Source organism: Streptomyces sp. NBC_00076, from assembly GCF_045041235.1.
Lineage (GTDB): Bacteria > Actinomycetota > Actinomycetes > Streptomycetales > Streptomycetaceae > Streptomyces.
Map to the genome: position 1 here is coordinate 3,377,516 of NZ_CP108242.1, position 20,024 is coordinate 3,397,539.

At 68.8% G+C, this 20,024-nt stretch carries 24 protein-coding genes and 1 CRISPR repeat array; of the genes, 7 read left to right on the forward strand and 17 right to left on the reverse strand.

Features of this window, described 5'->3' with window-relative positions; translation table 11 throughout:
- Positions 1 to 6: 6 nt before the first annotated feature.
- From casA to cas2e, 7 genes are read left to right on the forward strand one after another with little or no spacing between them, the layout of a single operon-like run.
- Positions 7 to 1,707, forward strand: a complete 1,701-nt coding sequence (casA, locus tag OHA64_RS15350; protein WP_405623986.1) for a type I-E CRISPR-associated protein Cse1/CasA — start codon at positions 7 to 9, stop codon at positions 1,705 to 1,707.
- A complete protein-coding gene (gene casB, locus OHA64_RS15355; RefSeq protein WP_405613225.1) occupies positions 1,704 to 2,402 on the forward strand; it encodes a type I-E CRISPR-associated protein Cse2/CasB in 699 nt (232 codons plus the stop codon). The genes casA and casB overlap by 4 nt, the downstream gene beginning before the upstream one ends.
- Positions 2,399 to 3,598, forward strand: a complete 1,200-nt coding sequence (gene cas7e / locus OHA64_RS15360; RefSeq protein WP_405613227.1) for a type I-E CRISPR-associated protein Cas7/Cse4/CasC — start codon at positions 2,399 to 2,401, stop codon at positions 3,596 to 3,598. Before casB ends, cas7e begins: the two co-directional genes overlap by 4 nt.
- A complete protein-coding gene (cas5e, locus tag OHA64_RS15365; RefSeq protein WP_405613229.1) occupies positions 3,595 to 4,347 on the forward strand; it encodes a type I-E CRISPR-associated protein Cas5/CasD in 753 nt (250 codons plus the stop codon). The genes cas7e and cas5e overlap by 4 nt, the downstream gene beginning before the upstream one ends.
- The gene (gene cas6e / locus OHA64_RS15370) at positions 4,347 to 5,111 is read left to right on the forward strand and encodes a type I-E CRISPR-associated protein Cas6/Cse3/CasE (RefSeq protein ID WP_405613231.1); all 765 of its coding nucleotides are present in this window, start codon (positions 4,347 to 4,349) and stop codon (positions 5,109 to 5,111) included. Before cas5e ends, cas6e begins: the two co-directional genes overlap by 1 nt.
- Positions 5,112 to 5,115: 4 nt before the next feature.
- Positions 5,116 to 6,075, forward strand: coding sequence for a type I-E CRISPR-associated endonuclease Cas1e (gene cas1e, locus OHA64_RS15375; protein ID WP_405613233.1), 960 nt, complete (start codon positions 5,116 to 5,118; stop codon positions 6,073 to 6,075).
- The gene (gene cas2e / locus OHA64_RS15380) at positions 6,072 to 6,422 is read left to right on the forward strand and encodes a type I-E CRISPR-associated endoribonuclease Cas2e (RefSeq protein ID WP_405613235.1); all 351 of its coding nucleotides are present in this window, start codon (positions 6,072 to 6,074) and stop codon (positions 6,420 to 6,422) included. The genes cas1e and cas2e overlap by 4 nt, the downstream gene beginning before the upstream one ends.
- 93 nt (positions 6,423 to 6,515) lie before the next feature.
- A CRISPR array of direct repeats spans positions 6,516 to 9,291; the repeat unit is 29 nt; unit sequence CTGCTCCCCACGCACGCGGGGATGGTCCC.
- A gap of 224 nt (positions 9,292 to 9,515) precedes the next feature.
- Here cas2e and OHA64_RS15385 read toward each other — a convergent pair.
- The 17 genes from OHA64_RS15385 to OHA64_RS15465 all read right to left on the reverse strand — a co-directional run bounded on the left by OHA64_RS15385 (position 9,516) and on the right by OHA64_RS15465 (position 19,979).
- Positions 9,516 to 9,929: a hypothetical protein gene (locus OHA64_RS15385; protein WP_405613237.1), complete on the reverse strand. Its 414-nt coding sequence runs from the start codon at positions 9,927 to 9,929 to the stop codon at positions 9,516 to 9,518.
- A 311-nt stretch (positions 9,930 to 10,240) separates the two neighbouring features.
- Entirely contained in the window at positions 10,241 to 11,038 is a 798-nt protein-coding gene (locus OHA64_RS15390; protein ID WP_405613239.1) for a hypothetical protein, read from the reverse strand.
- A gap of 61 nt (positions 11,039 to 11,099) precedes the next feature.
- Positions 11,100 to 11,288, reverse strand: a complete 189-nt coding sequence (locus OHA64_RS15395; RefSeq protein ID WP_405613241.1) for a DUF4314 domain-containing protein — start codon at positions 11,286 to 11,288, stop codon at positions 11,100 to 11,102.
- A gap of 308 nt (positions 11,289 to 11,596) precedes the next feature.
- A complete protein-coding gene (locus OHA64_RS15400; RefSeq protein ID WP_405613243.1) occupies positions 11,597 to 12,649 on the reverse strand; it encodes an N-6 DNA methylase in 1,053 nt (350 codons plus the stop codon).
- Positions 12,650 to 12,725: 76 nt separating this feature from the next.
- On the reverse strand, positions 12,726 to 13,322 hold the full coding sequence (locus OHA64_RS15405; protein ID WP_405613245.1) for a hypothetical protein: 597 nt from the start codon (positions 13,320 to 13,322) through the stop codon (positions 12,726 to 12,728).
- The gene (locus OHA64_RS15410) at positions 13,319 to 13,624 is read right to left on the reverse strand and encodes a hypothetical protein (RefSeq protein WP_405613247.1); all 306 of its coding nucleotides are present in this window, start codon (positions 13,622 to 13,624) and stop codon (positions 13,319 to 13,321) included. Before OHA64_RS15410 ends, OHA64_RS15405 begins: the two co-directional genes overlap by 4 nt.
- Before the next feature lie 29 nt (positions 13,625 to 13,653).
- Positions 13,654 to 14,001 carry a hypothetical protein gene (locus OHA64_RS15415; protein ID WP_405613249.1) on the reverse strand — a complete coding sequence of 116 codons (348 nt, stop codon included), beginning with the start codon at positions 13,999 to 14,001 and terminating at the stop codon, positions 13,654 to 13,656.
- Between the two features lie 96 nt (positions 14,002 to 14,097).
- A complete protein-coding gene (locus tag OHA64_RS15420; RefSeq protein WP_405613250.1) occupies positions 14,098 to 15,165 on the reverse strand; it encodes a PP2C family protein-serine/threonine phosphatase in 1,068 nt (355 codons plus the stop codon).
- Positions 15,162 to 15,563 (reverse strand): hypothetical protein, encoded by a 402-nt coding sequence (locus OHA64_RS15425; protein WP_405613252.1) that lies wholly within the window; start codon positions 15,561 to 15,563, stop codon positions 15,162 to 15,164. Before OHA64_RS15425 ends, OHA64_RS15420 begins: the two co-directional genes overlap by 4 nt.
- 76 nt (positions 15,564 to 15,639) lie before the next feature.
- Entirely contained in the window at positions 15,640 to 15,942 is a 303-nt protein-coding gene (locus tag OHA64_RS15430) for a hypothetical protein (protein WP_405613254.1), read from the reverse strand.
- 114 nt (positions 15,943 to 16,056) lie between these two features.
- A complete protein-coding gene (locus tag OHA64_RS15435; RefSeq protein WP_405613256.1) occupies positions 16,057 to 16,740 on the reverse strand; it encodes a hypothetical protein in 684 nt (227 codons plus the stop codon).
- Positions 16,737 to 16,961, reverse strand: coding sequence for a hypothetical protein (locus OHA64_RS15440; RefSeq protein ID WP_405613258.1), 225 nt, complete (start codon positions 16,959 to 16,961; stop codon positions 16,737 to 16,739). Before OHA64_RS15440 ends, OHA64_RS15435 begins: the two co-directional genes overlap by 4 nt.
- Complete coding sequence (locus OHA64_RS15445; RefSeq protein WP_405613260.1) at positions 16,958 to 17,152, reverse strand: hypothetical protein; 195 nt, start codon at positions 17,150 to 17,152, stop codon at positions 16,958 to 16,960. The genes OHA64_RS15440 and OHA64_RS15445 overlap by 4 nt, the downstream gene beginning before the upstream one ends.
- A 149-nt stretch (positions 17,153 to 17,301) precedes the next feature.
- Positions 17,302 to 17,739 (reverse strand): hypothetical protein, encoded by a 438-nt coding sequence (locus tag OHA64_RS15450; protein ID WP_405613262.1) that lies wholly within the window; start codon positions 17,737 to 17,739, stop codon positions 17,302 to 17,304.
- On the reverse strand, positions 17,736 to 18,005 hold the full coding sequence (locus OHA64_RS15455) for a hypothetical protein (RefSeq protein WP_405613264.1): 270 nt from the start codon (positions 18,003 to 18,005) through the stop codon (positions 17,736 to 17,738). The genes OHA64_RS15450 and OHA64_RS15455 overlap by 4 nt, the downstream gene beginning before the upstream one ends.
- A 19-nt stretch (positions 18,006 to 18,024) precedes the next feature.
- Complete coding sequence (locus OHA64_RS15460; RefSeq protein ID WP_405613266.1) at positions 18,025 to 18,477, reverse strand: hypothetical protein; 453 nt, start codon at positions 18,475 to 18,477, stop codon at positions 18,025 to 18,027.
- A complete protein-coding gene (locus OHA64_RS15465) occupies positions 18,474 to 19,979 on the reverse strand; it encodes a DNA cytosine methyltransferase (RefSeq protein WP_405613268.1) in 1,506 nt (501 codons plus the stop codon). The genes OHA64_RS15460 and OHA64_RS15465 overlap by 4 nt, the downstream gene beginning before the upstream one ends.
- Positions 19,980 to 20,024 lie beyond the last annotated feature (45 nt).

Below are 20,024 nucleotides of genomic sequence, written 5' to 3' on the forward strand. Positions count from 1 at the left end.
GCACGCATGGTGGAAGACGAGTTGGTGTCCGAAGCGCCGTCCCGGGTGTCGTTCGATCTGACCACCCGGCCTTGGATACCGGTGCAGCGGCTGGACGGCACCCAGGCTGAGCTCTCCTTGCGCGAGGTCTTTGCTCAGGGAGACGGGCTGCGCCGGATCGTCGGGGACCTTCCCACGCAGGAGTTCGCCCTCCTGCGCCTGCTTCTCGCCATCGCCCATGACGCTCTCGACGGGCCGCGCGACATCGAGCACTGGTCGGATCTGTGGGCCGATGACGACTGCTTCGCACCCGTTCCTGGATATTTTGCCCAGCACCGTGACCGATTCGACCTGCTGCACCCGGTGACACCGTTCTTCCAGGTCGCGGGCCTGCGTACGGCGCGGGACGAAGTCTTCTCCCTCAACCGGATCGTCGCCGACGTCCCGAACGGCGAGCCCTTCTTCAGCTCCCGGCAGCCGGCTGTAGACCGGCTCGGATTCTCCGAGGCCGCCCGCTGGGTCGTCCACACGCACGCCTACGACACCTCCGGCATCAAGACCGGCGTCGACGGCGACGGCCGGGCCAAGGGCGGCAAGGTGTATCCGCTGGGGGTCGGCTGGGCCGGCACGCTCGGAGGTGTCTTCGCCGAAGGCAGCACCCTGCGGGAAACCCTGCTGCTGAACCTGATTGCCGCGGACACCACCGGCCTGCGGTTCGACGGGGACGACCGCCCCGCCTGGCGGCGGGAACCCTCAAGTCCCGGCGTCGCCGGACCACGGCACCCCTCGGGCGTACGGGACTTGTACACCTGGCAGACGCGGCGGCTGCGGCTCCACTTCGACGCGGACGGAGCGTACGGCGTCGTCCTCGGTTACGGCGACCCGCTGACTGCGCACAACATGCAAACCCGGGAGCCGATGACCGCGTGGCGGCGCAGCCCGGCGCAGGAGAAGAAGCGCGGTGAGGCGCTGGTCTACCTGCCGCGCGAGCACGACCCCGCGCGTTCCGCATGGCGGGGGCTATCTGCCCTGATCGTCAACCGGACGGAGAGCGCTCAGGGTTCCGAGGCCTCCCAGGGACTGCGGCCGGGTGTCCTCGAATGGGTGGCCCGGCTGGTGACAGAGGGAGAGCTGCCGCGCGGCTACCTCATCCGGGCTCGCGTCATCGGCCCTCTGTACGGCACCCAGCAATCCGTGATCGACGAGATAGCCGATGACCGTCTCGCCCTGGCAGTCAGGCTCCTCCATCAGCAAGACCGTGAGTACGCGCAGCAGGCCATCGACGCGGTATCCGACGCGGAAGGCGCCGTCACCGCCCTCGGTGACCTCGCCACTGACCTGGCCCGCGCCGCGGGCATCGAGTCCGACCCGGGCAGGGGCACCGCCCGCGATCTCGGTTTCGCCGCGCTGGACGGCCCGTACCGCACCTGGCTCCAGGACCTCGCCAAAACCGACGACCCGTACGAGCAGCGCAAGGTCTGGCAGCGGGACGTGCACCGCCTGATCGCACGGCTGGGCGAGCAGCAGTTGGCACAGGCGGGCGGCGCGGCATGGGAGGGCCGGACCGTCGAGGCGAAGAAGGGCTCCCTGTGGCTGAACTCCGCGCTCGCCGACCAATGGTTCCGCAGCCGCCTCAACAAAGCCCTGGGCCATCCGTTCTCCGACCCGGAGGCCGGTTCCGGCTCCGCGCCCGGATCTGACTCCTCTACTGCGAAGGAGCCCGCATGACCGGCGACACCGCCACCATGCCGACCGTCCGGCAACGGGTCGGACAGATCACCGGCGAGATCATCGCCCCTCTTCAACAGGGCTATCTCAAGGACCAGGCCCACGCGGTGGCGGCGCTGGCCAGGCTGCGCCGCGGAGCGGGCAGGAAGTACGAGCAGGTGCCGGACCTGTGGGGCCTGGCCGACACGAGCCCGCTCCACGAGAAACCGCAAAACGGCGGACGGGCCCCGAGCGAGGACGAACTGACCCGCGCTGAGGACGCCGTCCACGTCGCCCTCACACTGTGGGCACTGCACCAGCAGTCACGCGGAACGGCGATGCACCTGCGCGACCGCCGGGAGAAGCCGACGGGCCTGGGCGCTGCCGTGCGGGGGCTGATGCCAAAGGATGAGATCACCGAGCCGGTCCGTAAACGCCTGGTCCGCGCCGGCACCGCGCCGGATCTCCCCTCCCTCGCCCAGCGGCTCCGCGACCTCGTCCTGCTGCTGCGTGGCGAAGACATCGCGCTCGACTACGCGCTGCTCGCCGAGCAGCTTTACCGCTGGCAGCAACCGGGCGGCCAGGACGCCGTACGCCGCGCCTGGGGACGCTCGTTCCACGCCTACCGCGCCCCCGACGACGAGCACGATCCCGAAGACAGCGGGTCCAACGCTTCGCCCCTCTCCGCCGACACCACCGACAAGGACGCCTCGTGAACCGCATCTTCCTCGATGTACATGCCCTGCAGACCGTCCCGCCCAGCAACCTGAACCGCGACGACACGGGCGCGCCGAAGTCCGCCGTGTACGGCGGGGTGCCCCGGGCCCGTGTCTCCAGTCAGGCGTGGAAGCGTGCCACCCGCTCGTACTTCGGCTACGAGCACCTCCTGGACCCGAGCGAGCTGGGCGTACGCACGAAGAAGGTCGCCGAAGTCCTCGCCACACGCATCACCGCGCTGCACCCGTCGCTGAACGGTGCCGGGGCTCTCCTTCTCGCAGCTGAGGTGATCCAGGGGGCCACAGGGTCCAAGATCGAGGTGCCCAAGCGGAAGGCGAGCGAGGAGAAGGAGGCTGCGGAGGAACCGGCGCCTCAGTCCAAGTACCTGATGTTCCTCAGTGCCCGGCAGCTCGACGGTCTCGCCGCACTCGCCGTCGAAGGCGCGGCCGACATCAAGGAATTCCTGAAGAACAAGGACAACAAGGCCCGCGCCAAGCAGATCGCCGACACCCGTCACTCCGTCGACATCGCCCTGTTCGGCCGCATGGTCGCCGACTCCGCCGACATCAATGTCGATGCCGCCGTCCAGGTCGCCCACGCGATCAGCGTGCACCGGGTGGACAACGAATCCGACTACTACACCGCCGTCGACGACCGCAACACCGACGCGGAGCCCGGAGCCGGAATGATCGGCACCGTCGACTTCAACTCCGCCACTCTCTACCGCTACGCCGCGCTCGGCGTCCACCAGCTCGCCGCCAACCTCGGCGAAGGCCTGCGCGCGGACGAACCCCGCATCACTCCGGTGCGCCGAGCTGTCGAGGCATTCCTGCACGGTTTCGTCGCCTCCCTGCCCACCGGGAAGATCAACACCTTCGGCAACCACACCCTCCCCGACGCGGTCGTGGTCAAGCTCCGCACCACCCGCCCCATCAGTTTCGTCGCGGCCTTCGAGGAGCCCGTATCCGCCGAGCAGGGAAGCGGACATCTGCGGGAGGCATCCGCGCGCCTGGCGGACTTCATCCCCGACATCGAGCGGGCTTACGGCGACGAGGAGTCGACCCTGACCTGGGTGCTGCGCGTCGGCTCGAACACCGAGAAGCTCGCAGGAATCGGCACGGAGGCCGGCAGCCTGTCCGCGCTCGTCGAGTCGGTCGGCCACGCGGTCGCCGAACGCATGGAGAAGCCCGCATGAGCGTGCTCACCCTGCGGCTGGCCGGCCCCCTGCAAGCGTGGGGGGCCTCCGCCCGCTTCGTCCGTCGAACCACCGAGTCGGCCCCGACCAAGAGCGGGGTTATCGGCATGCTGGCCGCCGCCCAAGGACTCCAACGCGGCGACGACGCCGGGCTGGCACCGTTGAGCGCCCTGCGCTTCGGCGTCCGTATCGACCAGCCGGGCACGCGTGTACGGGACTTCCAGACCGCCCACCACGCGGTCACCGGCAAGTCCATGCCGCTCTCCGAACGCTTCTACCTCGCCGACGCCGTCTTCGTCGCCGCCCTCGAAGGCGACAACACGCTCATCACCGCACTCCACACAGCCCTGCGCGCACCGGTCTACCCGCCCTACCTCGGCCGGCGCTCCTGCCCGCCCGCACTTCCGGTCGAACTCGGCCTCCACCCCGACATCACTCTCGACCAGGCACTGCGGGACGAGCCCTGGCAGGCGTCCGCCTGGTACCAGAAGTGCCACGGCAGCCAGACCACGGTGCCGCTGGTGACCCTGCGGGAAGCCACCGGCGGCGAACGCGACGGGGAGGAAGACGTACTGCGTGACCAGCCGCTCAGCTTCGCCGCCGAACACCGTCGGCACGCCCTGCGCACCGTGGTCAGCACGACCCTGAACGTCCCCAATCCACGGGCGCAGGCCGCACGCACGCCCGCGCCCGGCCACACCGTGCCGCACCACGACCCGCTCAGTGCTCTGGAGGAGGAAACCGCCTGATGTATCTGACCCGTTTCCGCGTGAACACCGCGCGCCCGGGCGCCCGCCGGCTGCTCTCCTCACCCCAGTCGCTCCACGCCGCGGTCCTGTCGTCCTTCCCCGGCCTGCTACCGGCCGGAACCGACGGGCCCAGGGTGCTGTGGCGCCTCGACCACAACGCGCGCGCCGAAGTCTTCCTGTACATCGTCAGCCCTGACCGGCCCGACCTGACCCACCTCGTCGAACAGGCCGGCTGGCCCGCAGCCGCCCTCGACCCCGACACACCCGGCTGGCAGTCCCGCCCCTACGCACCGTTCCTCGAACGCCTCACCAAGGGCGACACCTGGGCGTTCCGGCTCACCGCCAACCCGGTGCACCACATCCGCCGTAAAGACGGCGAACCGACCAAGCGCACCGCCCACCGCACCCCCGTCCACCAGAAGGCATGGCTCCTCGACCGCCAAGAACGCTCAGGCTTCCGGATCGTGGAGAAGCCCGACGAGAACCGGCTATTGCCCAGCGGCACGACATATAAGGGCCACCAGCACCACGGCGACCGGCACGAGCTGACCGTCCGTGATCCACGCTCCCTGGCGTTCTCCAAGTCCGACGAGGCCGCCTCGAAACGGCACCGCGTGACGGTGGTCACCGCCACCTTCGACGGCCGCCTCGAAGTCACGGACCCCGAGGCACTGCGCCGCACCCTTACCCATGGCCTCGGCAAGGCCAAGGCCTACGGCTGCGGCCTGATGACCCTCGCCCCACTCACCACCACGACCGAGTGAGCCCGTGACGACCGTCGGCAAACGCACCGCACTCACTCCACGGCACCTCACCCGCACCGGAGAACGCCTCTCCTTCATCTACCTGGAACGCTGCACCATCCACCGGGACGCCAACGCCATCACCGCCGAAGACGCCGACGGCACCACCCACATCCCCTCCGCCACCATCGGCACCCTCCTCCTCGGCCCCGGCACCCGCATCACCCACCAGGCAATGAGCGTCCTCGGCGAAACCGGGGCAGGCGTCGCCTGGGTAGGCGAACACGGCGTCCGCTACTACGCCGGCGGCAGGGCCCTGAGCCGCTCCGCCGCCCTCGTCGAAGCCCAGGCCACCCAATGGGCCAACATGCGCAGCCGCCTCGCCGTCGCCCGCGCCATGTACCGGCTGCGCTTCCCCGACGACGACCCAGCCAGCCTGACCCGCCAACAGCTGCTCGGCCGCGAAGGCGACCGCGTCAAAGACTGCTACCGCACCCAAGCCGCCCGCACCGGCGTCCGCTGGTACGGCAGGAAGTACACACCCGGCGACTTCAGCAGCGGCGACCCCGTCAACCAGGGCATCACCGCCGCCGCCCAGTGCATGTACGGCATCGCCCACGCCGTCGTCGCCTCCCTCGGATGCAGCCCCGGACTCGGCTTCGTCCACTCCGGCCACGAACTGTCCTTCGTCCTGGACATCGCCGACCTCTACAAAACCGAGATCGGCATCCCCCTCGCCTTCGACATCGCGGCCGAAGCAGACGAGGACGTCGGCCCCCGCACCCGCCGCGCCCTACGGGACCGCATCAACGACACCGGGCTGCTGAACCGCTGCGTCAACGACATCAAACGCCTCCTACTACCGAATGACGACAGCGGCAACAGGCTCAGCGAGGAAGACCGCGTCACGCTCCAGACCGACGGTGGCCACCAAGTCGCCGCCGGACGGAACTACGGAGACGCCGAAGAAGCAGTCATCTGGTGACCGTCATCGTCCTCACCAACTGCCCGCCCGGCCTCCGCGGATTCCTGACCCGCTGGCTCCTGGAAATCTCGTCAGGCGTCTTCATCGGCAACCCGTCAGCAAGAATCCGCGACGCCCTGTGGGACGAAGTCCAGCAGTACGCCGGCCAAGGCCGCGCCCTGCTCGCCCACACCACCAACAACGAGCAGGGCTTCACCTTCCGCACCCACGACCACGCCTGGCACCCCACCGACCACGAAGGCCTCACCCTGATCCGCCGCCCGAACAGCAACGCCCCACCACAGAGCAGCAGACCCCAACCCGGCTGGAGCAAAGCATCAAAGCGCCGCCGATTCGGCAGGAACTAATTGATACGGATGCCCAAATAAAGCAAATTGCCGGAATCGATGAAAGTGCCTAGAAACCGAGCTGGGATGCGGTAAACACGCAGGTCGCGGAGCCTGCTCCCCACGCACGCGGGGATGGTCCCCCCGCCCTCGCCACCCTCACCCCCGAAACCGCCTGCTCCCCACGCACGCGGGGATGGTCCAGACCACCCATCCCCTACGTCCCCGTTGGTGTCCTGCTCCCCACGCACGCGGGGATGGTCCCAAGACGTGGGCGGCGCAGTCCATCCTCCGCGACTGCTCCCCACGCACGCGGGGATGGTCCCTTCCAGCGGAGGTCGGGCTGGTCGCGGATGGCCTGCTCCCCACGCACGCGGGGATGGTCCCACCCCTGCAAGGGCGTCCCGCGCCATCTGGGTCTGCTCCCCACGCACGCGGGGATGGTCCCTACGCGCTGACGTCCGGCTCGGGTGCCGGGGTCTGCTCCCCACGCACGCGGGGATGGTCCCTCGTTGCGCCTGGCCAGAGTTGGGCGCCGGAGCTGCTCCCCACGCACGCGGGGATGGTCCCTGGGCTATCCCTTGGGCGCCCACCGGTGATTTCTGCTCCCCACGCACGCGGGGATGGTCCCCCGCCGACGCAAGGCCCAAGAGGCCATGGCAGCTGCTCCCCACGCACGCGGGGATGGTCCCGCAACGCCGTTCACGCTGACACCGGCCCCCCGCTGCTCCCCACGCACGCGGGGATGGTCCCGGGCCGGGCCAGCGGGTGGCTTCCTTGAGCATCTGCTCCCCACGCACGCGGGGATGGTCCCGACTTCCCGGGGCGCGGCCGGCCCGGTCGGCGCTGCTCCCCACGCACGCGGGGATGGTCCCCCGAAGAGAGAACACGTGAGCCTCGACGCACACTGCTCCCCACGCACGCGGGGATGGTCCGCACGGTGGCCCGCCGCTCCGCACGGTCCACGTCTGCTCCCCACGCACGCGGGGATGGTCCTTCACCATCACGTCTGAGTTCGAAACGGGCGACCTGCTCCCCACGCACGCGGGGATGGTCCCGACGGGACCAACCGGGACTCCAATCTGACCGGCTGCTCCCCACGCACGCGGGGATGGTCCCTGCCCGCTCCGCTTGGTGGGGCCGGCCGCCATCTGCTCCCCACGCACGCGGGGATGGTCCCGACGACGGGCTGACATCCCATGGGACTGATGGCTGCTCCCCACGCACGCGGGGATGGTCCCCTGTGGGCGATCCTCGGCTTCGACATGCCGCTCTGCTCCCCACGCACGCGGGGATGGTCCCGCTGCTCTGCCGGTGGTGCGGGTGCTGCGGATCTGCTCCCCACGCACGCGGGGATGGTCCCGGCCCTGGGGCAGCAGCAGGGCACAGAGCAGGCTGCTCCCCACGCACGCGGGGATGGTCCCGCCTGGGCTGCGGCGGCCCGCACCTGGTCGCCCTGCTCCCCACGCACGCGGGGATGGTCCCGTTCGAACACCCTCGGTCTCCGGAGCCATCCGCTGCTCCCCACGCACGCGGGGATGGTCCCAAGCGCAAGGGCTACGTGTACATGGTGTCGGCCTGCTCCCCACGCACGCGGGGATGGTCCCCAGACCGCGTCGATACGGCCGTCGAAGTAGTACTGCTCCCCACGCACGCGGGGATGGTCCCGTCACCGTGACCGGGGTTCCCGGGTGCGGGCCCTGCTCCCCACGCACGCGGGGATGGTCCCCGTTGCCGTTGTTCCGGCCTGCGCCGCCGCCGCTGCTCCCCACGCACGCGGGGATGGTCCCCGGTCGGCCATCGCGTCGAAGCCCGGGGTCTGCTGCTCCCCACGCACGCGGGGATGGTCCCCGAGCCCCGGGGGGGGGTCTGCACGGTCGCGTTCCTGCTCCCCACGCACGCGGGGATGGTCCCCCCTGGCGTCGATCATGACGTGAGGTTCGAAGCTGCTCCCCACGCACGCGGGGATGGTCCCTGCGCCACGTCCCGCCCGAGGTCGTTCATGGCCTGCTCCCCACGCACGCGGGGATGGTCCCCAGAGGGGCTGTCGGACCTGGACCAGGTCGGCCTGCTCCCCACGCACGCGGGGATGGTCCCGGGACGCTGCGGGTGGGCTCCACCGGGGGCACCTGCTCCCCACGCACGCGGGGATGGTCCCGCCAACGGGTCGGTGACCACGTTCGCGTCCGGCTGCTCCCCACGCACGCGGGGATGGTCCCACACAGGGCTCGGGGTCGGCGCGGAAGCCGGTCTGCTCCCCACGCACGCGGGGATGGTCCCTGCTCGCGGATCTCGGTGACCGACGGGAGGGACTGCTCCCCACGCACGCGGGGATGGTCCCCCGCATCACGGTCGCCGCGGACACCGACAGGTCTGCTCCCCACGCACGCGGGGATGGTCCCTGCCCACCAGGACTCTGTCTCTTATGGACGAACTGCTCCCCACGCACGTGGGGATGGTCCCCGGTGCCGGGTGTTGCGCGCGGTGAAGAACAGCTGCTCCCCACGCACGCGGGGATGGTCCCCAGCCCGTCCACGTGGGATCCCACCCCAAGTGCTGCTCCCCACGCACGCGGGGATGGTCCCTCCATGAACTCGCGCTGCTCCACGCCCACCCGCTGCTCCCCACGCACACGGGGATGGTCCCCAGCGGTAAAGGGTGCGCTCACAGACCCCGACCTGCTCCCCACGCACGCGGGGATGGTCCCTGAGACTTCGTGGGCGCGGACCGAGTCCGGTCCTGCTCCCCACGCACGCGGGGATGGTCCCTGCCCTTCGCCCAGCCGAGGACGGGCTCGATCCTGCTCCCCACGCACGCGGGGATGGTCCCTACCGCGCGTACCGCTCGGGTGCCAGTACCAACTGCTCCCCACGCACGCGGGGATGATCGCGCCAGCTCAGAACAGGGTCCCGTACTCGCCCACAGCGGATTCCCCTTCCAACACAGAGGCTCCGCCCCGGCACTCGCGGCACTCGGGGCGAAGCCTCTGGATAAGTCCTGCCGTAGGCCCAGCCTGCCACGCTGACAGGTTACGAGGAAGGACCGTCACGATGACCGTTGCTCAGCTCGACCTTCTCGGTGCCGTGCGGCGCCCGGATGACGCTGTGGAGCCAGTCAGCTGGGACCGCAGGTGCCGACGTATCCGGTGTCCGTGTTCCAGTTACAGACCCGGAATCTCACGTCGAGGTATCCCGAACCCGACACCTTTTCGATCTCATGGTCATCGTCATATCCGTTTGGAGCATCTTCCCAGTCGAAATTTACTCCCCACCTTTTGCCTTTCCACTGCAGGACAGGCGCGTACGGTTCTCGCCAGTCTCCGCATCCCAACTCGAGGGAACTCCAGAAGAGTTCACCGCTATAGGTGATGTGGTAGGTGCTGCCGGATTCGGCGAAGGTCTCGTAGAAAATCATTGCGTGGCCGCACTTGTTCCCGCTACTTCTGGCAAGGACGGTCGTCGCGCTGGCGTGCGCGTCAGGGCTGGTTGTGACGAGCAGACTGCCGCTGGCAAGCGCCAGCACGAACATCCGGCCAGCGCGGCGCAAGATGCGCGAGGCTCGCTTGCGGGGCGAGGCCTTCCCGTCTCTCATGATCCGTCCCCCTCATCGCCGACCAACTCGAAGATAGGCCCGTCAACGTACCGATTACCTTGTGCCAAATTGAGCCTAGTTTCGGTCATACCGCTCCTCGTGACGAGGAACGGCCGACGCCACCCCGTCCTCTCCGCGTTCCGGAGGTGGTGAAGCGGCATTGGCAGGCGATGGCTCCGGTGTCGTTGCTCGTGGCACTCCGGAGGGAGTGCGGCATGGGCCGCGCTCCCTGGTCGAGTTGTACGGGGTCAGGTGGCCCTGGCCTTCGGACGGCGCTTCGTGGTCCCGCTGCGGGGGCGCGGTTTCGTGGCGGGTTGGTCGTCTGCTTCACCGCTGGTCTCGTCGGTGGGGCTCCGGTCCGGAGCGAGCTCGGGTTCAGGTTCGGGGCTTGGGTGCTGCGTCGCTTCGGGCTCGGCTTCCCCATCGAGCGAGGCTGCCTCGTGCAGGGTCTCCTCGCCAGCGACACCTTCCGGCTGACGGCCTTCGTCGACCTCGGGGGCGGGCTCGCGCTCGACCCTTCGGTCGGCGTCGGAGCCCTCGGCGCGCTTAGACTCAGCGTCCACTTCGATGCTGGTCGAGGCCGGCGGGGCGTCTCGCTCGGCGGTGACGGCGGCGAGGGCGTTATCGAAGAGGTCTATCCATGGCCGGTGACCGACATAGCGGGGCTTGTACTCGAAGGCGGGGAAAAGGTCGTTGCCAAGGGTGCGCAGGATGATGCGTTCGGGATCCTCGTCGTCCTCGGTGACGAGGGTGGTCGACTTGTTGTAGCGGTGCCCTTCGGGAAGGCGTGTGACGGCCTGCGCCTCGTAGACGGCTTGTTCGGCAGGGGTGGCCCCGTCGGGGAGCGGAGGTGCTGCGCTGCCGGTGATCCAGAGTTGGACGGTGGTTCCGCCGAAGATGGGGCGGAAGCCGATGCCTCGTCCGTCGCTGTAGATGAGGTGGGCTGCGCCGTCGGCGGGCGCTTCGGCGTCGATCGCCCAGTCTCCGCCGAGGTTTTGGGCGAGGTTGGCCGCGGCTTCTCGGACTGCGGCGTCGGTGATGAGCATGTGTGGTTCTCCAAGAGGTCTGCGAGTGAGGGCCCGCCCCGCAAGGGCGGGCCCGGTGTGGCTATGCGGCGCGTACTTCGTCGCCGTCGTCGAGGAGCATCGAGAGGGTGGAGCCGCTGTCCCAGTTCACGGAGAGGATGGAGAGGTTGGCGTCGAACCGGTGGACGGTGCCTTCGTCGCCGGGCCTGAGTTCGGTGTGCGAGTCGGTGGTGTGTACGAGGGCGATGCGGTCGCCCTTCTTGTAGGTCATCTGTGCTCCAGTCCTGAGGCGTTGGGGAAGGAAGTCGTGGTGGGCCGCCGGTTGGCCCCGCCGATTGGCGGGGCCGTTGTCGGTCGCCTGCTAGGCGTCGTGGTCGCATGTCTCGGTGGGGCAGGCTCCGCAGTCGAAGCAGTGGTCGCAGGCGCAGGCGTCGCAGCCCGGTTGCTGGCATCGGACGTCGTGGCTGCGGCAGTACGGGAATGTGAACGGTGGCTCTTGCATGTCTCCCCTCCCCTATTGGTTCCATTCTATATGCATTCAGGGGGGGGTTCAAGATTTTCTGAGAGAGTTTCCGCAGGTCAGGCCGCTATATCGCGTACCAGAGCTTCGACCTTCTGGATGGCCGCAAGGAAGACGGCCTGCGAGTGCAAGCGATCGCGCCGCTTCAGGGAGTCGCGCGCCTCGCGGACAGCCCGCGCGTGCAGGTTGCCCTCGTGCAGGGTGTCGCCGCACCGGATGAGCACGTGCGGGCCGAGGTCCCAGAGGATCGCGTTGACGGCCGCGCCCGCGGCCGCGAGGGGGTCTATGTCCGTCAGCGACCATCCGAACTGGTGTGGGTCGATGCCGCGTTCGCGCATGACCTGTACAGCGGCGCGGTACATGCCGCCAGTCCCGCCCGCGGGCTCGTCGAACTTCATGCCGGGCTCGAGCGGCTTGTCGTCGAGCAGCATCCTGGCCATCAGATAGGCGACCTCCGGTGGCGTGTGTATCTCGGCGAGGGCATCGTGAGCGCCTTCGGAGCGCATGACGGCAAGCAAGGCCCCGATCACGTCGGTGGTGGAGCGGAGATCTGGGTCGTCGCTGGTGGTCAGGTGCAGTAGCCCGTTGGTAACTGCAGCCTCGACGACCGCGCGTACGGCAGCGGCCCGCCGCGTGTCGGGCTTCTCATCGTCGACCCACTTGTGCAGAGGCGTGGCCCGGTCGATGAGGTCCGGTCGCATGATCCACCAACGGGCCCAGCACTCGCGGAAGGCGGTCAGCAGCTCGGCGTCGTCGAGGCTGAGCCACCAGTCGGCGGCAAGGTAGGCGTCCGGGCCACGCAGGGGCCACAGGGCAAGCGTGGCGACCACGCCGATGGGGATTTCGATGCTGCTCCCCCCGTGTGCGTGGTGCCAGGCGTAGTTGACGGCTTCCGCGATCTCGAAGGCGTGCGCGTGCGGGTTGCGCTGCGCCGGGCGGTAGTGGCCCAGCTTGGGCTTGACGACCGCGAGTGCAGGGCGAGGCGAGGCGGCGGGGATCGTCACGGGCGCGGGGGCCGGCGGAAGGTCGGCGAGATGCCTGCGGGTCGGGGTGACAGCGGTGGGCTGCGCGGCCGGCTGGTCGGGGTCGGCGAACAGGTCGAGTTGGCTCATGCTGATTCTCCTGGCTCGTAGGTCGACGCGGTGCCGCGCGTCGACCCACGTGGATGCTGGCCGACAGGCGTCACTGTCAACGGGCGTTCTGGATACGGCGGAGCAAGATGTCGGCGCCCTCGGTGCACCCGGCCTCGACAAGCGCCGCGTGCTGGAGGAGTTCCGCGAGGTCCTCCGCGGTGAGCTGCACGAGGACCTGGGTGAGGCTGAGGTGTCGCATGCTTGCGGCGCGGTAGGGGTAGCCGGTCGCGATGGTGAAGATGAGCCCCGGTATGAGCCGGTCGGTGTGCTCGTCAGTGAGGCCGAGTGGGCGGCCGACGCGGCGAATGGCCTCCGGGTCGCCGAGGACAGCGGTGTCCGGTACGGCCTCGTGGGCGAGCTTGGTGGCCGCCATCTCTCGGTCGAGATAGGCAGCCCAGGTGAGGCTGGCGTCAGCGTCCCGGCCAGCGGCCGTCAGGGTGGCGGCGATGAGCAGGGCCTTGAATCGGTCGCTCTTGAGTGCGAGGCCGAGATATTTAATGGGCGTCATGCCGGCGTTGGCGACCGCAGGATGGTGGGCCTGGGATCGAAACAGGCCGAGGACGGCCCGGAGGGCGCGAGCGGCGGCGTCCGGGTGAACGCCGAGTTCTTCAGCGATGCGAACGGACAGGGTGTGCATCGTGGTCGGGTTCACGTGGTCTCCAGAGGTCTGGTCGTGGGCTGGTTGAGGGTGGCGAGGTAGGCGTCAGCAGCCGCCAGGCGTGTTGGGCTGGTGACGAGTTCTTCCGACCAGACGCGCAGGGCGATGTCGCCTGCCGCGTCCTCGTCGGGTGCGGTGATGACGTAGGCGCAGTGGCCGGATGCCTCTAGTTCGGCGCACCGTCTGTCGTGGGCGGCGTCGTCACCGGGAGGGAGTTCGACGGTGACGACCTCCATTTCGGCAGGGGTCGGCTCCTGGTAGACAACCCACCACTGCCGTTCGGGTGGACTGGTCATGGCTCTCCAATGGCGTTGGTGGGCGCGTGTCAGACCTGGGCGTCCGGCGGGGAGTAGTGAGAGAGGAGTTCCGCCATCTCTCGGGCGATGTGATCCATGAGGGTGCGGATGCGCTTCCCGTCGCCGCGCAGATAGAGGGCCAGGTCGAGGACTTCGGGTGCGGTGGCGTAGTTGAGCAGCTGGCGGTACTGCTCGACGGTGAGGGGTTCGAGGTCGTCCGGGCGCAGCGCCCATGAGGCGATCACCGCGTTGTCGGCGAGGTGCATGGCTGCGCGGAGCGTGTCGGTGTCAGGCGCGCGGGCGATAAGGATGAGGAACATCGCACCGAAGTGGTGGGCTGGCGTGTTGATTGCCGGTATCGAGGGGCGAGCGGGCATGGAGGTCTCCGGTTGAGGATGGGGAACCGCTCCCGAAAGCTTCTTTTCTATGGGCATTCAGGGAATGTTGCGGCCCTGCCGTGAGCGAGTACGGGGTCAGTACTGGGGGATGTCGACCACGAGCGCCGTGGCGTTGTCGGGGCGGTCGTCCTTGCTGGCAGCGATCGCGTCGTCGACGAGGATCGTCGCGGCGTCCTTCGCGTCGTCGGCGAAGTCGAGGATTCCGCCGATGTCCGGACCGTGTTCCTCGAGCGGCGCGTAGACACCGTCGCTGCACAGCAGCAGTCGGCGAGTGTGCCTTCTTGGGATCGCCGCCGTACCGATGGAGCCAGTCATCAGGCAGGAGGTGATGAAGTTCCGGTCGTACCGTCCGGGGGCGCGTCCTCGACTTCGCAACTTCTGCGCGTAGTTGTGGTCTTGAGTGGCGGGCTCGGCGGTTCCTACCAGGGTCCCTCGATAGGCCCGCGCGTCGCCGGTCCAGGCGAGCCGGATATGGGGCGACCGGTGGTCGACCGTGGCGACGACCGCGACGGCGCTGGGGTCGGTACGGGGGTCGAAGTCCCAACCGAGTCCGCCTCTGGCCTGGACTCGCACCGCCGCCAGGGCGCGGGCGGGGTCGCCGTGCACGGCTGCGGCGCGAGCAAGGCGGGGCGCGAACGCCTCTGCGAAATGCTGGACGGCGGGACGGTCGCCGACCCCGTCGAGGACGACGAAGGCCCATCGGCCGCTGACCTTGTCTCGCGTGATCGCGTAGGCGTCACATTGGTAACGGCGCCCGCCGTGCCGCTGCACCGCGCTCACACTGGGCAATCTGATAGCATCGGCGAGCAGTTCGCCCGCTCGCCGGACGGCCTGGGCGCTGAGATCGGGCAACGGCATGAAGTCGCCAGCGGGGCTGACGGCCCCGGTGATGACGACGGGGCCGCGCAGGACAGGCGGCCGGCTTCCCCCTGTGATGCTCATCCACGCTTGTCCGGCGACGTCGTTTACCGACTGGTCGCTGCGTCCGACGTGCACGACCGCCTTGCGGCCGAGCGGATGGGCGCTGGGGTCCTGAACGTAGAGCCTGATGCAGGTCATCTGGTCGGCGTGGCGCGAGTCGAGCAGCAGCTCTTCGACTTCGCCGTCCGGGGAGACCAGCAGGGCCGGCGTTGTGGCGATCATTGGAGGGGTCCAATCGTTCGAGGGGGAAGGCCCCGGGGGTTGCCGGGGAGAGGGACCGCGATGTCGCGCTCGTCTTTCAGCGGGTGGACGTAGTAGTAGCCGGGCGGGTGCGTGCGCAGGTCCGCGAGCCGAGCGAGAAGGCGCAGGTCGGCGGTGAGCTTGTTCCAGATCGGGTCCGGCTCCTTGCACAGGTCGAACCGGAGGAGAAGTCGCCCGTCGGCGCCATGCAGGCGCCATAAGGCGTAGCCGGAGTCTCCGCGGGTGGCGACGAGGGTCCTAATGCGGGGCTCGATCGCGGCCGCCGTCACAGCCATGCGTCTCAGCACGACGCGAGCGAGGTCGCGAGTGGCTTCGCACACCTGCTGGTCCGCCAGCGGACAGGGGTCTTGCGCTTTCATGTGCCTCCTTGACGTAAGGCCGCCCGGCGGCCGGGATGTGGTGGTCACCGGTCGCCGGGCGGCGTCGTGGGTGGCGTCAGCCGACGGGAATGGCGGAGTTCTGCAGGTCCAGGAAGATGCAGGCGGCTGCGGCCGTCGGCAGGTGATCGGCCACGATCTGACCGTTCTTGTCCCACGTGAGGAGTTGGACCAGAACGTCGAGCAGCGGTTCGGGGAGCATCTGCCGCCAGTTGTCGTAGTCGGTGCCGGGGAACCACTCCTTGCAGGTCCCGCGGAGGGATCCCGCGATCGCTTCGGCCAGCCGGTCCGCTTGGGCGGAGCTGATCTGTTCGGTGCTCAGGCGCTGGCGGATGCTCTCGGGGCTGAAAGGGGCACTCACGGTCTCTCCTGACGGTTTAAGAAGGGGGGCTATCCCCCTCCTTATAGTTCTATTCTATATGCATTCGCGAAGGGGGCAAGATTTTCGATGGCTTTTCTTGATCACCGAAAAGCTTTATTTCCGCAGGTCAACACCCGTATCCGCAGAGGTGAGGTCGCGGATATGGAGGACGAGTCGCGCGCCCTCGACCACGTGCCCCATGCGCATGTCCGGGCCGACGACGCGCGTGTGGTCGTCGTCGTCCAGGACCCCTTGGTCCACCAGGCCGTCAATGCATGCCTTGAAGCTGGGGTACCAGTTGGCGGGGTCTCTCCTCTGCCTGTCCTCGGGGTGCAGGACACCGATGATGTGGACCCGTTCCAAGTGCGGCACTGCGCGCGAGGCAGCCCAGGCCGCGCGCCGCAGCACCCTGGTGATCTCCGCGCGCTGGTGATGGTGGAGCCGCTGGTTGGAGTTCAGGAGCGTCAGCCGGGGCGGCAGGGCGACCCTGAACTGGCGACCTGGCATCCCCTCGAACCAGTCCGGATGCTCGTCGCTCGGAACGACGACCGGGCGAATCGCTGCGGTCGTTGACAACTCTGCTGTCTCGGGGGCATATCCGCTCCGGCGCCGCACGCCGGCGTTGGTGATGGCCGACGCGTGCAAGGCGGAGATGAGCATGAGGCGGCGTCTCCGGCCGGTGGCAGCGTCGGCTACCAGGGCGCGCATGTCCCCCGGCTTGTACTGCTCGATCCTTATGCGGATGCTGTCGCGCGGGTCGCAGGCCACGAAGATCCGTCCGGGCTTGATATGGGTCACCCGCGGCCCCGATCAAGGAGCTCCGACAGGACCTTCGCCGCCATCGCCGCCGGCCACGCGACGATGACCACCGTGAGGTACAGGGCGACGGCGCCCGGCCGCAGTTGGCAGATCAGGCGCAGGGCCGGGTCGTCGGCAAGCAGCCTCCGGAAGGCGTTCGCAAGGACCACGACTCCCGCTGCCCACGCAAGGAGGACGAGCAGCGCAAACAGACCGGTCACGACTCCACCTTTCTGGTGTCGACGTGGACCCAGACGGTTCGAAGGACGCGGGCACGGGCGAGGCGCAGGGCAAGAGAGGCGGTGCTGCCGTTCCGGTGGGCCGCGAAGCCCGCGCAGATGGCGGGGGCATCGGTGCCGAGCGTGGCGTGGCAGACGATGTGCCCCTCCTCGGCGACGGCGTTGGCGATCATTTGTGCCACTCGCCCCTCTTCCAGGCACATGAGGTTGCCCGGCCGGAAGATGCAGGTGCCGCATCGCCCTGCGCAGATCCCGACGCTCCACGTCGCCCGGTCGGCAACATCGTGGCGCAGTCCGTCAGATGAGTACGTGGCAGAGCCGGTCATCGGTCGGCCCCCGGAGTGGCCGCGCGCACTGCCTCACCGGTGGCTGCCAGCAGCATCTCCATGCAGGCGGGCAACAGTTCGGGGTCGGGCGCGGTGAAGGCGGCCCCATAGAGGGCGAGCGTGGTCGCGCTGTCCCCGTTGGCGAACGCGGTGATGAAGCGTGCTGCGAAGAGGTGCGGTGGCGGGACGACGTCCTCGGGAGGGCTCCCGTTGGGGGTCAGGATGATCCAGGACGACGTCTCGCCGTCGAGTCCCTGCATCTTCGCCAGTGCTGCCTTCGCCATGACCGCGAGCCCCGTCGCGACGCCGTACATCAGCGATGGCGTCCCGGTTCGCGCAATGTCCGCCAGGACCTCCTGGGCATCGTCGTGGCGCCCTTCCGTCCAGTGGGCAACCGCCTCGACAAGGCGCTCGGTGATCATCGGGTGCGTCACTGGGCTGCCCCGTTCGTCGGCATAACGGGCACGGACCAGGTACCTGGCTGGCCCGGTACGTCTCGCCAGCCGTTCACCGCGTCCGGGGTTCGGGCGTCAGGTCGAATCATGTAGCCGTGCTCGATCAGCCGGTGACCGGCACTGGCCGGGCGGAAGCTGTCCCAGTCGAGGGTGAGGTCCACCAAGTCGTTGTCGTGCTCCTCGGCCAGAACTCGAATCCGGTAGCCGTCCGGTGTGCCGGTGCATATGGCGGCCAGTTGCTTCACTGCGGTTCCTTTCGGTTGGTCAGGAGACGTCGGGGAGTTCGAGCTGCTGCGCGGCCTCGTCCTCTGCGTCCAGCGGGTTCGGTCCGGGGCGGTAGTAGGGCAGGCAGCGAGGGCACTGCTGCTCTACGGCCCTGCGGTGTGCGCGCGATCCGGCGGCCGTGCCGCACGATTTGCGAATGACGGGAGCTGGCAGCTCGCTGGGGTCGGCGTCCGGCAGCTCGTGGATGATCACGCCGTTGAGCCAGATCCGACCGCCGCAGATGCCGGTGAACAGGCTTTTGGCTGGGACGACTTGTCGGATGCAAGCGGCCCGATAGGGGCAGCCGCCGCAGACATAGAGAACGGGTTCGCAGATGGCGACCAGTTCGATGCCGTTCTTCCATCTGTCGTCGGCAACGGCGAAGTCCTCGTCGCCGAAGCACGGGGCGTGGGAGGTGACGTGGGTGCCGATCAGGGTTCTTGCGCCGGTCACAGGACGGGCTCCAATCGCTGGCCGATCCACCGGGCGACGTTGACCGAGACCGCGTTGCCTGCCTGCGCGGTCTGCTCGGCCTGGTTGCCGTAGACGACGTACTTGGCCGGGAACCGCTGCCCTTCGAGCTGTTCGCGGGGCTTGAGCATCCGGAAGTAGCAGTCGTTGATGTCCGGGGCGTTTTGCACCAGAGCGGCTGAGTCGCGGGTGGAGAGGGTGTGGACGGGTTCGGCGGCCGTCTTCACCGCGGCCTTGCGGTACGGCACGACGAGGGTGTTCCGCGCACGGTCGGGGGCTGTGCCGGCGTGGGTGACGAGGCCGTGGTGGTTGCCCTGGGCGGTGACGACGCTGAGCGGGTCGCTCGCGGGGCTGGCGGTGGCGTGGTTGCGGTACTCGATGATGAACGGGTCCATCGTCAGGAGGGCTTCGCTCTCGCGGGTGGTGCGAGTACGCATCGGCACGTCGAGGGGGACGGCTTCGGTGTTCCACGAGCCGCCGGTCGGCACCAGGAGGGCGTCGCCCTGTTTCACCGTCCGCGCGGGCAGCGGCCGGTCCTCGACGCCGAACGCCCTGTCCCCGCCGTCTTTGCCGTGGGTGAGCGAGATCGAGTAGGGGCGCCAGGGGAACTTGCGACGGCCCGACCGGATGCGGTCCATCGTGGTGTCCGCAAGGGGCTTCTTGCGATCGCCGATTCTCTTCCCGAGGTCGCTCCAGTCGATGATGTCGCTGGCCGGGCGTACGTACGGCTCGACCATGGCGTGGCGGCAGCGGGTGTTGGGGCAGCGGTAGATGTAGTCGCGCCGGTACTTCCCGATGCGCAGGCCCTCGGTTTTGGTCCACGACTGGATCGCGTGCACGTCCTCACCGCAGTCGACGCAGGGAGCGAGCGGCCTGGGCTCCAGGTCGGGCTTGCGCATGGTCTTGAGGGTGAAGACCACGTACATCCGGTCACGCCACTGCGGGGCGCGCAGGTTGACGTCGTCGCCGACGTGGGCGCTGCTGACGCACACGATCTGGTACCGGTATCCGAGCAGTTCCATGGCTTGGAGCCAGGTCATGAACAGGATCCAGTCGAGGCCGAATTCGACGACGTTCTCGACGACGATGGCCTTGAACCGCTTCGCCTCAGCGGCTCGTACGACACACCAGGCGGTGACGCGAGTCGCCTCGAAGGCGTCCTTGCTCAGGGACTCCCACTCGTCGCGTTCCTCCTGGAGTAGGTCGAGCAGGTCGAGTTGGTTCGTCTCTCGGGGCTTCCCGCCCGCGGGGCTGATCTCGGTGCAGATGACAGATGCCCACAGGGCATCGGCCTTGGGCAGCATGCGCATCGGGAAGCCGTCGGTGAGGCTCATGACGGCGTGTTCACACTTGGGGTGGTTGGCGGCGTGCGTCTCGATAGCCAAGCGCCAGTGGTTGATGCCAAGGATCAGTTCGTGCCCGGCTTCGACGAGCCCGGTGCTGCTGCCGCCTGCGCCGCACAGCAGGTCGATAAAGGTGGCCATGGGAGTGGTCGGATCTCCAAGAGGTCATGCAGGGCCCGGCCCCGT

Coding starts and splice junctions, on each gene's coding strand:
- OHA64_RS15420 (WP_405613250.1), bottom strand. CDS start 15,165: ATGATCGCCACAACGCCGGCCCTGCTGGTCTCCCCGGACGGCGAAGTC.
- OHA64_RS15385 (WP_405613237.1), bottom strand. CDS start 9,929: ATGTTCGTGCTGGCGCTTGCCAGCGGCAGTCTGCTCGTCACAACCAGC.
- OHA64_RS15425 (WP_405613252.1), bottom strand. CDS start 15,563: ATGAAAGCGCAAGACCCCTGTCCGCTGGCGGACCAGCAGGTGTGCGAA.
- OHA64_RS15400 (WP_405613243.1), bottom strand. CDS start 12,649: ATGAGCCAACTCGACCTGTTCGCCGACCCCGACCAGCCGGCCGCGCAG.
- cas5e (WP_405613229.1), top strand. CDS start 3,595: ATGAGCGTGCTCACCCTGCGGCTGGCCGGCCCCCTGCAAGCGTGGGGG.
- OHA64_RS15390 (WP_405613239.1), bottom strand. CDS start 11,038: ATGCTCATCACCGACGCCGCAGTCCGAGAAGCCGCGGCCAACCTCGCC.
- OHA64_RS15410 (WP_405613247.1), bottom strand. CDS start 13,624: ATGACCAGTCCACCCGAACGGCAGTGGTGGGTTGTCTACCAGGAGCCG.
- OHA64_RS15445 (WP_405613260.1), bottom strand. CDS start 17,152: ATGATCGCCAACGCCGTCGCCGAGGAGGGGCACATCGTCTGCCACGCC.
- casB (WP_405613225.1), top strand. CDS start 1,704: ATGACCGGCGACACCGCCACCATGCCGACCGTCCGGCAACGGGTCGGA.
- casA (WP_405623986.1), top strand. CDS start 7: ATGGTGGAAGACGAGTTGGTGTCCGAAGCGCCGTCCCGGGTGTCGTTC.
- OHA64_RS15415 (WP_405613249.1), bottom strand. CDS start 14,001: ATGCCCGCTCGCCCCTCGATACCGGCAATCAACACGCCAGCCCACCAC.
- cas6e (WP_405613231.1), top strand. CDS start 4,347: ATGTATCTGACCCGTTTCCGCGTGAACACCGCGCGCCCGGGCGCCCGC.
- OHA64_RS15465 (WP_405613268.1), bottom strand. CDS start 19,979: ATGGCCACCTTTATCGACCTGCTGTGCGGCGCAGGCGGCAGCAGCACC.
- OHA64_RS15395 (WP_405613241.1), bottom strand. CDS start 11,288: ATGACCTACAAGAAGGGCGACCGCATCGCCCTCGTACACACCACCGAC.